Annotated in this window: 17 protein-coding genes; all 17 read left to right on the forward strand. The window is 37.9% G+C overall.

Features of this window, described 5'->3' with window-relative positions; all coding sequences use genetic code 11:
- Nucleotides 1-41 precede the first annotated feature (41 nt).
- Nucleotides 42-650 carry a YphA family membrane protein gene (locus CFK37_RS14770; RefSeq protein WP_157724857.1) on the forward strand — a complete coding sequence of 203 codons (609 nt, stop codon included), beginning with the start codon at nucleotides 42-44 and terminating at the stop codon, nucleotides 648-650.
- Between the two features lie 108 nt (nucleotides 651-758).
- Nucleotides 759-2,069: a ribosome biogenesis GTPase Der gene (gene der / locus CFK37_RS14775; RefSeq protein WP_089062588.1), complete on the forward strand. Its 1,311-nt coding sequence runs from the start codon at nucleotides 759-761 to the stop codon at nucleotides 2,067-2,069.
- A gap of 14 nt (nucleotides 2,070-2,083) precedes the next feature.
- A complete protein-coding gene (locus tag CFK37_RS14780; RefSeq protein ID WP_089062589.1) occupies nucleotides 2,084-3,118 on the forward strand; it encodes an NAD(P)H-dependent glycerol-3-phosphate dehydrogenase in 1,035 nt (344 codons plus the stop codon).
- A 65-nt stretch (nucleotides 3,119-3,183) separates the two neighbouring features.
- Nucleotides 3,184-3,444 (forward strand): stage VI sporulation protein F, encoded by a 261-nt coding sequence (locus CFK37_RS14785; protein ID WP_089062590.1) that lies wholly within the window; start codon nucleotides 3,184-3,186, stop codon nucleotides 3,442-3,444.
- A gap of 245 nt (nucleotides 3,445-3,689) precedes the next feature.
- Nucleotides 3,690-3,887 carry a DUF2768 family protein gene (locus CFK37_RS14790; protein ID WP_089062591.1) on the forward strand — a complete coding sequence of 66 codons (198 nt, stop codon included), beginning with the start codon at nucleotides 3,690-3,692 and terminating at the stop codon, nucleotides 3,885-3,887.
- A gap of 21 nt (nucleotides 3,888-3,908) precedes the next feature.
- Complete coding sequence (locus tag CFK37_RS14795; RefSeq protein ID WP_089062592.1) at nucleotides 3,909-4,637, forward strand: hypothetical protein; 729 nt, start codon at nucleotides 3,909-3,911, stop codon at nucleotides 4,635-4,637.
- A 205-nt stretch (nucleotides 4,638-4,842) separates the two neighbouring features.
- Nucleotides 4,843-6,321 carry a stage IV sporulation protein A gene (gene spoIVA, locus CFK37_RS14800; protein ID WP_089062593.1) on the forward strand — a complete coding sequence of 493 codons (1,479 nt, stop codon included), beginning with the start codon at nucleotides 4,843-4,845 and terminating at the stop codon, nucleotides 6,319-6,321.
- Nucleotides 6,322-6,713: 392 nt separating this feature from the next.
- The gene (locus CFK37_RS14805; protein ID WP_089062594.1) at nucleotides 6,714-6,986 is read left to right on the forward strand and encodes an HU family DNA-binding protein; all 273 of its coding nucleotides are present in this window, start codon (nucleotides 6,714-6,716) and stop codon (nucleotides 6,984-6,986) included.
- A gap of 171 nt (nucleotides 6,987-7,157) precedes the next feature.
- Nucleotides 7,158-7,385: a trp RNA-binding attenuation protein MtrB gene (mtrB, locus tag CFK37_RS14810; protein WP_172840509.1), complete on the forward strand. Its 228-nt coding sequence runs from the start codon at nucleotides 7,158-7,160 to the stop codon at nucleotides 7,383-7,385.
- A 99-nt stretch (nucleotides 7,386-7,484) separates the two neighbouring features.
- Nucleotides 7,485-8,270, forward strand: coding sequence for a heptaprenyl diphosphate synthase component 1 (locus tag CFK37_RS14815; protein ID WP_089062595.1), 786 nt, complete (start codon nucleotides 7,485-7,487; stop codon nucleotides 8,268-8,270).
- A 3-nt stretch (nucleotides 8,271-8,273) separates the two neighbouring features.
- A complete protein-coding gene (locus CFK37_RS14820) occupies nucleotides 8,274-8,984 on the forward strand; it encodes a demethylmenaquinone methyltransferase (protein ID WP_089062596.1) in 711 nt (236 codons plus the stop codon).
- A 32-nt stretch (nucleotides 8,985-9,016) separates the two neighbouring features.
- Entirely contained in the window at nucleotides 9,017-9,988 is a 972-nt protein-coding gene (gene hepT, locus CFK37_RS14825; protein WP_089062597.1) for a heptaprenyl diphosphate synthase component II, read from the forward strand.
- A gap of 86 nt (nucleotides 9,989-10,074) precedes the next feature.
- Nucleotides 10,075-10,521 (forward strand): nucleoside-diphosphate kinase, encoded by a 447-nt coding sequence (gene ndk / locus CFK37_RS14830; protein ID WP_089062598.1) that lies wholly within the window; start codon nucleotides 10,075-10,077, stop codon nucleotides 10,519-10,521.
- Between the two features lie 216 nt (nucleotides 10,522-10,737).
- Entirely contained in the window at nucleotides 10,738-11,904 is a 1,167-nt protein-coding gene (gene aroC / locus CFK37_RS14835) for a chorismate synthase (protein ID WP_089062599.1), read from the forward strand.
- Nucleotides 11,904-12,986, forward strand: a complete 1,083-nt coding sequence (gene aroB, locus CFK37_RS14840) for a 3-dehydroquinate synthase (protein ID WP_089062600.1) — start codon at nucleotides 11,904-11,906, stop codon at nucleotides 12,984-12,986. Before aroC ends, aroB begins: the two co-directional genes overlap by 1 nt.
- 7 nt (nucleotides 12,987-12,993) lie before the next feature.
- Nucleotides 12,994-14,283: a 3-phosphoshikimate 1-carboxyvinyltransferase gene (gene aroA, locus CFK37_RS14845; protein WP_089062601.1), complete on the forward strand. Its 1,290-nt coding sequence runs from the start codon at nucleotides 12,994-12,996 to the stop codon at nucleotides 14,281-14,283.
- A gap of 41 nt (nucleotides 14,284-14,324) precedes the next feature.
- Complete coding sequence (locus CFK37_RS14850) at nucleotides 14,325-15,587, forward strand: tetratricopeptide repeat protein (RefSeq protein WP_089062602.1); 1,263 nt, start codon at nucleotides 14,325-14,327, stop codon at nucleotides 15,585-15,587.
- Nucleotides 15,588-15,590: the final 3 nt, after the last annotated feature.

Here is a 15,590-nt window from a genome sequence, read left to right on the forward strand (position 1 = left end):
ATATATAAGTATTTTGTCATACTTGTTAAAAGGTGATTAAAATGATGAATGGCTTACTATTTTTTTGGTTTAGCTGGTTAATATGGGTGTATATTACGTTTATAATGAAAAAGGGCAAAGAACGGACCTTTTTTGCGATTTGGACCTTACTTTTGATAAGTGGCTCATCGTTTCATTTTGTAATGTTTGGTTATAAATTGTCACTGGGCTATTTGTTTTTAGTGATCGGCGCCATGGTTATGGTAGCGAGCACCAAGCGCTTATTTTATCACCTGTTTTCATCCTTAACACTGATGGTGCTTTATATGACGATTAAGGTATGGGAAAATTTTTTTCCAATCTGGATGATCCTTTCCAAATCATTTGTTATACCATTCATGATGGTATTTATCATCTTGTTGTTGGTGAAGGGTTTTCGTAATCGTGTTTCAATTGGATTATTGGGAATTTGCAGTGGTGAACTAGTTTACAGTTTTATTCTGTCCAGTTATTCATTACCAGAACCAGTTGGAGGATATGAATTTTTTGATTATGTAGTGGTTATTTTATTCTTATTTATCGGAATAGAAGCAGCGCATGCTTTTCGTGTTAAAATTCGTGCATTACTCTATACATACAAAAAGTCATTTCAAGTGTTAACGGAAGAGTAGTGCAAAAACAATTGTTAATATCATATTCTTTTGCTAGAATTAGTAAAAGTTGTAACTAACACCATAACAAAATAAACTATTTGGTAAAAGAGAGAGGATGTTCCTTTTATGAGGAAATCTGTAGTAGCAATTGTAGGTAGACCAAACGTTGGTAAATCAACCATTTTTAATAGATTAGTTGGGGAACGTATATCAATTGTTGAAGACATTCCTGGTGTAACAAGAGACCGAATATATGCAGAGGGGGACTGGCTGACATCAACCTTTAACGTGATTGACACAGGGGGTATTGAAATCGGCGATGAACCACTGCTGGTTCAAATGCGCCATCAGGCAGAAGTAGCTATTGATGAAGCAGATGTAATTATATTCCTGGTTAACGGTAAAGAAGGTATCACCGCTGCGGACGAAGAGGTAGCCAAGCTTTTATATAAATCGAATAAACCAATCGTACTAGGCGTTAATAAAATTGATAATCCAGAAATGCGGGAAAGAATATATGAATTTTACTCACTTGGATTCGGGGAACCATATCCCATCTCAGGTGCCCACGGACTGGGATTAGGTGACTTACTGGACGATGTTGTCAGTAATTTTCCGGAAAAACCCGAAGAAGCCCCGGACGACGATACAATCTATTTTAGTTTGATTGGTCGTCCAAACGTAGGAAAATCATCTTTAGTCAACGCTTTATTAAATGAAGAGCGTGTGATTGTTAGTGAAATGGAAGGTACGACACGGGATGCAATTGATACGCATCTGCATAAGGACGATCAGGACTTTGTTATCATAGATACAGCCGGCATGAGGAAACGCGGTAAAGTATACGAATCAACTGAAAAATATAGTGTACTGCGGGCATTGAAGGCTATTGAGCGTTCAGATGTTGTGCTGGTATTAATTGATGCAGAAACCGGGATACGTGAACAAGATAAAAAAATTGCGGGCTATGCTCATGAGGCTGGCCGGGCCATTGTTATCGTTGTTAATAAGTGGGATACAATTGAATCAGATGAAAAAGCGATTAAGGAGTTTGAAGAAAAGGTTCGCGCTCATTTCTTATTCCTTGATTATGCACCAATTGTATTTTTATCAGCCAGAACTAAAAAAAGGCTGCACACGTTAATACCAGCGATTGGATTGGCTAGTGAAAATCATTCCAAACGCATTGCTACCAATGTATTAAATGATGTACTGATGGATGCAATCGCAATGAATCCAACACCAACACTTAAGGGAAAACGATTAAAAGTGTTATATGGAACACAGGTAGCTGTAAAACCACCAAGTTTTGTCATATTTGTAAATGAGCCAGAATTAATGCATTTTTCTTATCGACGATTCTTGGAGAATAAAATTAGAGAAGCATTTGGTTTTGTTGGAACACCAATTAAAATTTTTGCAAGAAAAAGACAGTAAGGGAGAGACAAATATTGAGTAAAGTAGCTGTATTAGGAGCTGGAAGCTGGGGTACTGCATTAAGTATTGTATTAGCCGATAATGGACATGATGTCCGCTTATGGACACATCGCAAAGAACAGGCTGATATGATTAATTCCTCGCATAAAAATGAAAAATATTTAGAGATAATGATTCCAAGGACTATTAAGGCACATCATGATTTAGCCAAGGCTGTCGCGGATGTTTCTGTAGTGGTTGTAGTTGTACCATCAAAAGCGATTCGTGAGGTTTGCACGAGCCTTGACCAATATATAACCAAGGATATAACAATTGTACATGCATCGAAAGGAATCGAACCGGAATCCCTAAAGAGAATTTCTGAAATGATAGATGAAGAAATGGATAACTATGCATATGAGGATATTGCTGTTCTATCCGGGCCAAGTCATGCGGAAGAAGTTGGGAAACGACAGCCAACCACTGTCACTGTATCATCATTAAATGAACAAAAGGCTGAAATAATTCAGGATTTATTTATTAATGAAGCCTTTCGCGTTTATACGAGCCCTGACATTTTAGGTGTTGAACTTGGCGGTGCACTAAAGAATATTATCGCACTCGGTGCCGGTATTTCTGACGGATTAGGATATGGCGATAATGCAAAAGCTGCGTTAATTACACGTGGCTTAGCAGAAATTGCTAGATTAGGAACGTCACTTGGAGCAAATCCTCTAACCTTCTTAGGGTTGCCAGGAGTTGGTGATTTAATTGTTACGTGTACAAGTGTACACAGCAGAAACTGGCGTGCCGGAAATTTATTAGGAAAAGGAAGGGATCTCGATGAGGTGCTTGATCAGATGGGTATGGTTGTTGAAGGTGTAAGAACAACAAAAGCAGCTCATCAATTCGCCGAAAAGCAGCAGATTGAGATGCCGATTACGAATGGAATTTACAAAATTTTATTTGAAAACGAAAAGCCGAAAACAGTTGTTGATCAATTGATGAATCGGACTAAACGGGAAGAAATGGATGATTTAGCCGCATTGCTTAGTAAGAAGTATTCCTAAGCTAGCACATGGGTCTCGTCCTTTGCATACAATATGTTGACTAAACATTGCAAGGAGGAAACCGTGTGAGTAGTTTTAAAGATAATCTGTTTAATAATATAGAAAAAAAGTCTAATATTAAACAGGATGATATTTATAAAGTTGCTAATTCTGTAAAGCATGCCGACTTTTCTGATGAAAAAACTGTTAGAAATTTAATCAGGCAGTTGTCCCGAATGGCTAATAAACCGGTATCTAAGGAAAAAGAAGACAAAATTGTACAATCCATAACTAAAAACAATATGCCAGTGGATATGCAATCGTTAAGTAAACTTTTTAAAAAGTAGGTTTTCATAGGCAAGTGATGATGCAATCGGTTGTTTACTCGCATACTATAAAACGCACAAGCATTCTTGGATAAAGTTGCTGAGGATATTATTTAGTCTTACTGAGATGGAGCCAGCCCTCTCCATCTCGGTTATTTATTTGTTTAATTTTTGCCATAAATAAAGGACGTGCATGCTACTTATCGCTGTAACCTATGTTATAATAACGATTGGCAACTAAAACCGTCAGTTTAGGAGGAAAAGATATGTCAACATCCATGCTAAAAATGTATGTTTCTTTTGTTGGTATGGTACTTTTAATCCTGGCAATTGGTTTGATTTTGCTTAGCAGATATAAACTTAATGGGTGGCTTGCTGGCATTGTAGCAACAATCGCTTATATTAGCTTAATTTTGGGAAGCATCATTATTTTTTATATTGTAATAAGCGGACCAACAGGATAAATGGTATAGGAGGATTTATACATGAAATTTACATATATGCGTGCCATTGGTGCTGTTATCCTGATATCGTTGCTTAGTGGATGTCTATATCCCGAAAACGAATTGTCTAAAAACCAGGTTCCAAATAAAATCCAATTAGAATCTGTCCAGTCAGCGGTGGATACATATCGTGAAAAAACGAATGGCCTCGTGCCAATTAAAACAAAAGATAAAAATACACCGATATTCCGTAAGTACTTGCTTGACTTCGGTGCACTGCAGGAAAAGGGTATCTTGGCAGAAATACCTGGGACAGCCTATGAAAATGGTGGGTTATACCAGTATGCATTACTGACACCTGAAGATAATCCCCGTGTAAAACTAATTGACCTTAGAATATCGGACGCAATTCGCGAAGTTAGTGTACAGCTTCATATTTATCGAAATGAGCATATGTATCCTCCCTTTGGTAAGCCTATTACTAAAAATCTGTATAAAATAGATTATCAAAAACTCGGTTTCGAGCATGAACCGTACGTTGTCAGCCCATACTCACAAAAAAATCTCCCGGTTATCATGGATACGGATGGGAAACTATATGTGGATTATCGTCCTGACTTATTTGAAGCTCTGGACAAATATGATCATTCTTATCAGACGGGTGATGATATCCGTTATATTTTAGCGGAAAATTCACCTTTTCTTCCAGTATATTCCTACCCTAGCACTATAAAAAACGGGGAACCAGTTTATATGAAGGTAAAAAAATAAATTCATAAATAACCCTTTGCAGCATAGATTGTTACAAGGGGTTATTTTTATTTCACTAGAAACTAGTTTCTTGTACATACAACATGCATAATTATTTTTTTATGATTTAAGTCATATTCTGATAGGACAACATCATAGAATTGTAATGTCAATTATACGTATGTTGTTCATGATTAATTGGTTAAGGAAATTGGGAGGGGATCGTTTGGAAAAAATTGATATCTTTAAAGATATTTCGAAACGGACAAACGGAGATATTTATTTAGGTGTTGTGGGAGCGGTTAGAACAGGTAAATCCTCCTTCATAAAGAAATTTATGGAGTTGGTAGTTTTACCGAACATCCAAGAGGAAGGTGATCGTTCAAGGGCCCAGGATGAACTTCCACAAAGCGCTGCTGGTAAAACGATTATGACTACAGAGCCTAAATTTATACCGAATCAAGCTGTAAGTATTGAAGTTGACGAAGGTTTAGATGTTAATGTAAGGCTGGTTGATTGCGTAGGGTATGCAGTCGACAGTGCAAAGGGTTATGAAGACGAAGAGGGCCCGAGAATGATCCACACTCCATGGTATGAGGATCCAATACCATTTCATGATGCTGCAGAGATCGGAACCAGAAAGGTAATTCAGGAACACTCTACAATTGGGGTGGTTGTTACAGCAGATGGTACCTTTGGTGAAATACCGCGCAATGATTTTGTGGATGCTGAATCGCGGGTGATCGATGAATTAAAAGAAGTAGGTAAGCCATTTATAATGGTGGTAAATTCACTTAGACCAACTAGTCAGGAAACAGAAATGTTACGGCAGGAACTAATTGACAAGCATGACATCCCGGTATTGGCGATGAATATTGAGACAATGACTGAGCACGATGTAAACAATGTTTTACGTGAGGCATTATATGAGTTTCCGGTCCTTGAGGTAAATGTTAATCTTCCAAGCTGGGTAATGGTGCTTAAAGAGGATCATTGGCTTCGTACGAATTACCAGGAAGCCATTCAGGATACTGTTAAAAGTATTAAACGGCTGCGGGATGTTGATCAAATAGTCGGAAGCTTTGATGAATATGAGTATATCGAGAGGGCTAATTTAGCTGGTATGGAACTTGGTGATGGTGTTGCTGAAATTGATTTACATGCACCGGAATATTTATATGATCAGATCCTAAAGGAAATTGTTGGTGAAGAAATTCGGGGTAAGGACCATTTGCTGGAATTAATGCAGGACTTTGCCCACGCGAAACGGGAATATGATCAAGTATCAGGTGCTTTAAAAATGGTCAAACAAACGGGGTATGGCATTGCCGCTCCAACGCTTGAAGATATGGAACTTGATGAACCGGAAATCATACGGCAGGGATCCAGGTTTGGTGTAAGACTAAAAGCTGTTGCTCCGTCGATCCATATGATTAAAGTAGAGGTGGAATCAGAATTTGCACCGATAATTGGAACAGAAAAGCAAAGTGAAGAACTGGTCCGATATTTGATGCAGGACTTTGAAGAGGATCCATTGTCCATCTGGGAGTCCGATATCTTTGGGAGATCACTTAGCTCCATTGTCAGAGAGGGAATTCAAGCTAAAATTGCCTTAATGCCTGAGACCGCACGATATAAACTGAAAGATACATTAGAACGAATTATCAATGAAGGTTCTGGTGGTCTAATCGCCATAATCTTATAGCAGCGCAATTTGGCTGCTATTTTTTTTGCGAAAAATAAATAAAAAATTTAAGAAGAACAGCAGGAAAATAATAGTTTGTGTCGTATATCTTTTATAAGCAATAAAATTGTTGTTGAAATGCACGTTGGTTAAGGCTTAGCAACGTCTTGGTCCAATTTTACATTTACTGGAAAAATTTAATGCATTTTCTAGTAAATAAGGGTCAAATAACAATTAAAAATCGATAAATTGCGTACTTATTGTTGAATTTTAAGGCAATCTCGGTTAATATAAGCCTTGTCACACATGAAAATGTTGGCACAAAGTATAATTGTTGGCAAATTGGTCAAATAATGAAGTATCGTTATTTATACCAATGTCGAATGAAACATATTTGGGAGGAGGTGAATGTCATGAATAAAACAGACTTAGTAAATGCGGTTTCTGAGAAAAGCGAACTATCTAAGAAGGATGCTACAAAAGCTGTGGACGCAGTTTTTGAATCTGTCATGGATTCACTTAAAAGCGGTGAAAAAGTTCAATTAATTGGATTTGGAAATTTTGAAGTACGCGAGCGTTCAGCTCGTAAAGGTCGTAATCCACAAACTGGAGAAGAGATCGAAATTCCTGCAAGCAAGGTACCTGCTTTTAAACCAGGTAAAGCCCTAAAAGAAAGTGTTAAATAATACTTTTACATAGGGTGTAAAGGGTGCGTATCATCGCACCCTTTTTTTAATGCAATAAAATTACTTGGTTAAGAAGCACATATCAGGGTTAGTCTAACCCTGATACAACTTAATCGTTGACACGACACCTCTTAAAAGTGATAGTATTGGAATATAATGAGGAGGACATATATGGGAAACTCAATAGATAAAACAGATTTCTTTGTTATTAAAGCGTTGGAAGACGGCGTGAACGTTATTGGTCTGACACGTGGATCGGACACACGTTTTCATCATTCAGAAAAACTAGACCGGAATGAAGTTATGATTGCCCAATTCACCGAACATACCTCTGCAGTGAAAGTTAGAGGCAAGGCTGTCATTCAAACAAGTCACGGCGAAATTTCCAGTGATAGCTGACCGGATACATACAAACATGGCGTTAGTAGTGATAGGCCATGTAAAGTGTGCTATAATATCAAATGTGAATAAAGTATGTATGAAAAGGTTTAGGTGATTATGTTGCCAACATCAAGTGTAGAGCTTACTAAACTTCGGTCATTGATTGAAGATAAAATACAACATGCTTATTTAGATAAAGCCATTCAAAAGCCAGAAATCGATGAAATTAAATTAGCTCTACTATATTACTACATGAGGCAGTCCAAATTGCCGGTTCCAAAAATAGAGCAATATATTTTATCAACAATGTTCGTCCAAATGGCTCTGGATATACATGAGATTGTACCATTAAGAAATGACAGAAGCGAAAGCAGTACAAATCAGGAAAAAAGACAATTAAAAGTACTGGCTGGTGATTATTATAGTGGTTTATATTATTCACTTCTATCTGATACAAAAGATTTTTCGGTAATACATATCCTGGCAACGGCTATTAAAGAAATAAATGAATATAAGATGAAACTATACTATGATGATATATGCTCCTTTGATGAGGTAATCCTCTTATTGGTGAAAATAGAATCATTACTAGTCACACGAATGATTAGTCACACTATAGAATTTCCTAACATAGCACTTATTGAAAATATTATTTTAGTAAATAGGCTTTTACACGAGAAGAAATTATTCGCAGGCAACAATAATTCACCATTATTTGATAACCTGAAAGTTTATGTAACGAATTTGCAGAAACTGGATTTTCAAAATAGAGTAGATCAAATTATCAGCCAAAGAAAGAACGATATTGAAAATTCCATCGCGGATCTTCCAAACAAAAATGATATCATAACTATTTTACGGGACATACTTGAAAATGACACTTCCGTCGCAAAAGAAGGGTGAAAAATGCACCAGCAATCAAAAGAAGAACGTGTTCATCATGTTTTTGAAAAAATATATTCGAATTATGATTCCATGAATTCAATTATCTCATTTCAGCGCCATAAGGCCTGGCGACAGGATGTTATGACCCGTATGCAGGTCGCAAAAGGTTCAATGGCCCTGGACGTTTGTTGCGGAACTGGGGATTGGACACTTTCATTGGCCAAGGAAACCGGTACTGAGGGAAAAGTATATGGACTGGATTTCAGTCAAAATATGTTATCTATTGCAAAAGATAAACAAGCAGAGTCAGGCCTTAAGCAAATAGAATTCATTCAAGGCAATGCGATGGAACTTCCATATGATGATAATTCCTTCGATTATGTTACGATTGGATTTGGGCTCAGGAACGTTCCGGATTACACGACAGTGTTAAAAGAAATGTACCGGGTAGTTAAACCGGGTGGTAAGGTTGTGTGTCTTGAAACATCGCAGCCAACACTTATTGGTTTTAGGCAGCTTTATTATTTATATTTTCGTTTTATCATGCCATTATTTGGTAGGTTATTTGCAAAAAGTTATAAAGAATACGCTTGGCTCCATGAATCTGCAAAGAATTTCCCAGACAAAAAAGAACTGCAGCAAATGTTCTTTGAAGCCGGCTTTTCTCATGTTCGAATGAAGAGTTATACTGGTGGAGTCGCAGCAATGCATATGGGGTTTAAAGAAAAATAAGCAAAAGTCCGTGAATATTAAAGGTGATTGGCATGAAATTAGCTAAAACGTACAGTTATTTAAAAAAAGATCTGGATTATATTGAAAAGGCCTTAGACGAGGTAATACAAGCTGATCATCCCGTATTAAGAGAGACGTCAATCCAGTTGTTAAAAGCTGGGGGGAAAAGAATCCGTCCCGTTTTTGTGCTTCTGGGCGGACAATTTGGTGATTATAATCTGGAACGTATGAAAATTGTCGCAATAACACTTGAATTAATTCATATGGCATCACTTGTTCATGATGATGTGATTGATGATGCAGAAATACGTCGTGGGGAACCAACAATAAGAAAGCAATATGACAACCGAATAGCAATGTACACCGGGGATTATATTTTAGCAAGATCACTTGAGAGTATTACATTAATAAATGAAAAAGAAGCTCACCAAACATTGGCTAAAACAATTGTAGAGGTTTGTATCGGTGAAATCGAACAAATTAAAGATAAGTATGAATGGGACCAAACACTCAGAACCTATCTAAGACGGATCAAACGGAAGACTGCATTATTAATTGCTACCAGTTGTAAACTTGGGGCTGTTGTTGCAGGTGTCAATGAAAAGGACACCAATAGGTTATTCATGTATGGGTATAACATTGGCATGTCTTATCAGATCATTGATGATATTCTTGATTTCACTTCCTCTGAAAAAGTTTTAGGAAAGCCCGCTGGTAATGATTTATTACAGGGGAATGTCACACTGCCTGTGCTTTACGCTATGAAAGACCCGGCGTTTTTTTCATTGCTGAAGAACACTTTTGCTAACTCGGAATCAGTATCACGAGAGCAAATGCAGCAATTAATTCAGGTTTTGAAACAAACTGATGCGATTGAGCGTTCCTATCAATTAAGCGATATGTATTTGGAGAAAGCCCTTCGTATCCTAGACAAGCTTCCCGATCATCGCGCAAAACAATCGTTGCATGGAATAGCAACTTATATTGGAAAACGCCGTTCATAAATAAGTTGTCATTTTTCTAAAAGTTTGGTAGAATTTTAACGGCTGCTTGATATGCAATACTATACATACTAGAAGAGGTGTAGAAAATGGAAAAAACATTTTTAATGGTAAAACCAGATGGCGTACAGCGGAACCTGGTTGGTGAAATCGTAAAGCGCTTTGAAAGCAAAGGTTTCAAATTGATAGGGGCAAAGCTTATGGTCATTTCAGATGACCTTGCTAAAACTCATTATGGGGAACACAGTGAGCGTCCATTTTTTGGTGAATTAGTTAGTTTTATCACTTCAGGCCCAGTCTTTGCTATGGCCTTTGAAGGTGAAAATGTAATTACCACAGCACGTGATATGATGGGTAAAACAAACCCACTTGAAGCTGCTCCAGGCACAATCCGTGGGGACTTTGGTATGACCGTGGGAAAAAATATTATCCATGGTTCTGATTCTGCAGAAAGTGCAGAAAGAGAACTAGGTTTATTCTTTGATGAAAAAGAATTAACAACATATTCAAAACAGGATAGTGAGTGGATTTACTAATAGCGAATTCGCTTTATTATTATTCCATGTTCATTTCCTTAGATAAGTACAGCCCCCGTTAATAAACGGGGGCTTTCTTTCAACACCGTATTTAAAAGGATCTTTGTTGAAAAGAAAAAACTCTTGTCCATAGGCAAGGGTTTTTCTATAATACGTAATCACTATAGTAACTTGATATGGTATAGTAGAAACTAAACAAATAAGGGAGGTTTCCACATGCGCTATTTAACTGCTGGGGAATCACACGGGAAACAATTGACGACCATCATTGAAGGCTTACCATCACACATGCCTTTGACAAAGGAAGATATCAACAAGTCTTTACTGCGCAGACAAAAGGGCCATGGCAGAGGAAAACGAATGCAGATTGAGAAAGACTTGGTAGAAATCACGAGTGGTGTCCGACATGGCTATACTTTAGGATCTCCCATTTCATTGGTGATTAAAAATGATGATTTCAAGCACTGGATCGATATTATGGGGGAAGACCCATTAGAAGGTAATACCAAAATCAGACGTGCTATTTCAAGGCCAAGACCAGGCCATGCTGATTTAAATGGGGCCATAAAATATGGACATCGTGATATGCGTAATGTGCTCGAGCGTTCTTCAGCACGTGAAACAGCTGCCAGGGTGGCTGCTGGCGCAGTTGCAAAATCATTGCTAAAACAACTCGGCATTGAAGTAACAGGGTATGTAAAGGAGATTGCCGGAATTAAAGCTGAAGAAAACCAGCAATTATCCAGTAAAGATCGACAAGAAATTTCTGAGGAATCACCCGTCCGGACTCTGGATAAGAATGTTGAGAAAAAAATGATGGATGTGATTGATCAAGCAAAGAAAGAAGGAGACTCAATTGGTGGTGTGGTTGAGGTGTTTGTTGAGGGAATGCCGGCCGGAATTGGATCCTATGTTCATTTTGATCGGAAATTAGATGGTCGCATTGCTGGAATTGTTGCAAGTATCAATGCATTTAAGGGTGTAGAGTTTGGTATGGGTTTTGAGGCAGCAAGGAAAAATGGAAGTCAGGTACATGACGAAATAGCATGGGATAAGGAAAGAGGCTATTATCGCAAGTCTAACAACCTAGGTGGATTTGAGGGCGGTATGACTACTGGAATGCCTATTATAGTAAAGGGTGTTATGAAACCAATCCCAACCCTATATAAACCATTGCAGAGTGTTGATATAGAATCAAAAGAACCATTTAATGCAAGTATTGAACGATCTGATTCATGTGCGGTACCAGCTGCGTCAGTCGTTATGGAACATGTCGTAGCATTTGAACTCGCTAATGCGATTACCGATCAATTTCCAGCTGACCAATTTCCGAAGCTTAAACAGGCGTTACAAGACTATCGTGAGGAAATCAGGTGTTTCTGATGACCTGTTTAAATGTGCAAACAAGTACAAATCAGTATTCTATATTTATAGATGAAAATATTAGACATGAAACAGATAAATACCTTCCTAAAACTTATTCATCGATTCTCATTGTAACGGATGAACAAGTGGCTGATTTATACCTGAATGATGTAAAAGAAAGTCTCGCAGGCCGTTCTAATGTTTTCCATACAGTTATAAAAAATGGAGAACAATCGAAGGATATTGATACATTCTATCAGCTCCAGACAAAGGGAATTGAATGTGGACTCGATCGCAGGTCACTTATTATTGCCCTGGGCGGCGGAGTGATTGGGGATTTAGCGGGTTTTGTCGCCGCAACCTTTATGCGGGGAATTGATTATGTTCAGCTTCCAACTACTATTCTTGCTCACGATAGCAGTGTCGGGGGTAAAGTGGCCATCAACCATAAACTAGGAAAGAACCTGATTGGCAACTTTTATCCGCCAGAGGCAGTTATTTATGATATTCAAACATTACATTCATTGGTGCCAAAGGAAATTCGATCAGGTTATGCTGAAATAGTTAAGGAAGCATTAATTGCTGACAAAGAATTGTTTGCCGACATTATGGACGCAAAACTTAGTAATCTAACAACTACTATGTTGAAGGAACATATTTTTCGTGGCGTCCAAATAAAAAAACATTTTGTGCAAACAGATGAAAAAGAAAAAGGCATTCGTGCATACCTGAACTTCGGCCACACATTGGGCCATGCGCTTGAAGCCGAATATGGCTATGGTTCCTTAGCACACGGAGAAGCTGTAGCAATCGGTATGCTGTTTGCCATGGAAGTCAGTAATGACATTTATTCCATAAACCTGCCAGTCGATATACTTGTAAACTGGCTTCGCGCTAACAATTATCCAGTACACCTGGAAAAAATAAACACAGATCGTGTGCTCGCACGAATGAAGTCAGACAAAAAGACTGTAAATGATCAAGTTCAAATGGTATTACTTTCGGATATTGGAAATCCTGTGTCAGTAAAGATTACAGATATGGATCTCCAGAACTACCTGAAATCCTTTTTAATTAAAATGGCGAGAGATAGGAAGTGACATTTAGATGGCTGAGAAAATATTAACTCCAAATAATCATATTATTTCAGGTGTTATCGAGGTCCCCGGCGATAAATCTATTTCACATCGCGCCATCATCATGGGATCAATTGCGAACGGAACCACGGAAGTCTCTAATTTCCTAAATGGCGAGGACTGTATGCGTACGATTGATGTTTTTGAATCAATGGGAGTAAAGTTTGAAAAAAACGGAACAAACATTACAATTCACGGAAAAGGAATAAAATCTTTAAAAAAACCAGCAGAGGAACTGTATTTTGGAAATTCCGGAACAACTGCAAGACTCCTATTAGGTGTACTTGCGGGCTTACCTTTCCAAACAACTGTAGCAGGTGATGAATCACTTTCAAAAAGGCCAATGAATCGAGTGATTTTACCTTTACGTGAGATGGGTGCTAGAATTAACGGGAAAGATGGCAGTGAAGTGCTGCCTTTACGTATTGAACATGGTCAATTAACAGGAATCCAATATAAACTGCCTGTTAAAAGTGCGCAAGTTAAATCTGCCATATTGCTTGCCGGCCTGTATGCTGCAAATAGCACTGAAGTTATTGAACCTACACCAACGCGCGATCACACAGAACATATGCTTAAAGCCTTCGGTGCAGATATAGAAAGAAATGGATTATCAACCAAAATCTCGGGCGATAATTCACTCTACGCGACAAACGTAACTGTTCCAGGTGACATCTCGTCTGCGGCTTTTTTACTTACAGGTGCAGCTATTGTCCCGAACAGCCGATTAACAATAAGGCGAGTAGGTTTAAATGAAACCAGGACAGGTATCATTGATGTTCTTATAGAGATGGGTTCTGCAATTGAGATTACAAATTCGTCAATTGTTAATGGTGAATTAATCGGCGATGTTACCATCACGTATACTAAACTGCGGGGAATTAACATTGAAGGCGAAATTATTCCACGTTTAATTGATGAAATTCCAATTATTGCGCTGTTAGCTACACAAGCAGAAGGAACAACTATAATAAAAGATGCTGAGGAATTACGTTATAAGGAAACTGACCGAATTCATGCGGTAACGGATGTTCTAACAAAACTGGGTGCAGCAATTGAGGGAACTGCTGATGGAATGATTATACACGGTAAAACCCCACTTTCGGGCGGAGAAGTTTCCGGTTACCACGACCATCGGATTGCGATGATGGCATCTATTGCTTCTCTCATTACAACCGGAGAAGTTGTGCTTGATGATGATTCAAGTATAAACATTTCCTATCCTGGCTTTTTCCAGCATCTGGATCAGGTGCAGAATTAAACCCCGTCCTAAAATGAATTCATTTAGAAGGGATGTATATCATGGAAACAATCATGGAAGCAGTTCATTTAATGGAAAACAAAAAAACAAAAGAAGCAATCGATTTATTGGAAAACTATCTTCCTTCAGCAGATGAGGATGAGAAATTTACCATTGCAGAATTATACATCCAGTGGGGAATATATCAAGAAGCAAGTTATATTTTGCAGGAGTTGCTGCAGCATTATCCTGATGAAAGTGAATTGAGTATAATGCTGGCAGATATTTATATTGAACTTGATGATGATGAAAAGGCAATTGATTTATTGAATGAAATTAAACCGGATGATCCGGCATACATGCAAACATTAATTCAACTGGCAGATCTTTATGAAGCACAAGGATTGTTTGAAGTTGCCGAACAAAAATTGTTAACTGCAAAACAACTTGATCCAGAAGAAGTCGTTATTGATTTTGCCCTTGGAGAGCTCGCCTTTTCTACCGGAGAATATCAAAAAGCAATAACATATTATGAACGAATTTTACCTAAAACAAATGAGGTAGCAACCATATCTATAAACGATCGTCTTGCTGAAGCGTACGCGGCATCCGGTGAATACGAACTTGCATTAACCTATTTCCAGGAGCTTGAGAGTGAGAATCCGGATACGTTATTTAAGTATGGGTTTACGGCAGCACATGCTAATCGTAATGATATTGCAATTAAAGCGTGGGAACATGTTATTGAAATTGATCCTCATTATCTTTCCGTTTACTATGAACTAGCGAAAGCATATGAAACGGAAGAACGTGTTGATGAAGCGTATCAGACTATTAATAAAGGTCTGCAACTTGATGATTTTAATAAAGAACTTTATTTCTATGCTGCTAATTTGGCGCACCAGGTTAATAAAAACGATGAGAGTGAAAAATATATTCGTGAAGCCGTTGCTATTGACCCGGACTATAAAGAAGCAGTACTGTTTTTAATTGAAATATTGAAAGTACAAGAACGATACGATGACATACACGAACTGCTATCTGAAATTAAAAAGCTCGGTGCAGATGACCCGCTTTATGATTGGGAACATGCACGAGCATTAAATGAAACAGAATCATTTAAAGATGCATTATTTCAGTATGGTGAAGCATACAATAGACTAAATCAAGACAGTGATTTCTTGAAAGAATACGGATATTTTTTAACCGAAGAAGGGAGGACTGAGAAGGCAATCAGTGTTTTTAAAGAATATTTGAAAATCCAACCGTTGGATACTGACGTAGAGGAATATGTGGATCGTTTAATTCAATCTACCGAGTTTTAGTAT

The organism is Virgibacillus phasianinus (assembly GCF_002216775.1).
Taxonomy (GTDB): domain Bacteria; phylum Bacillota; class Bacilli; order Bacillales; family Amphibacillaceae; genus Virgibacillus_F; species Virgibacillus_F phasianinus.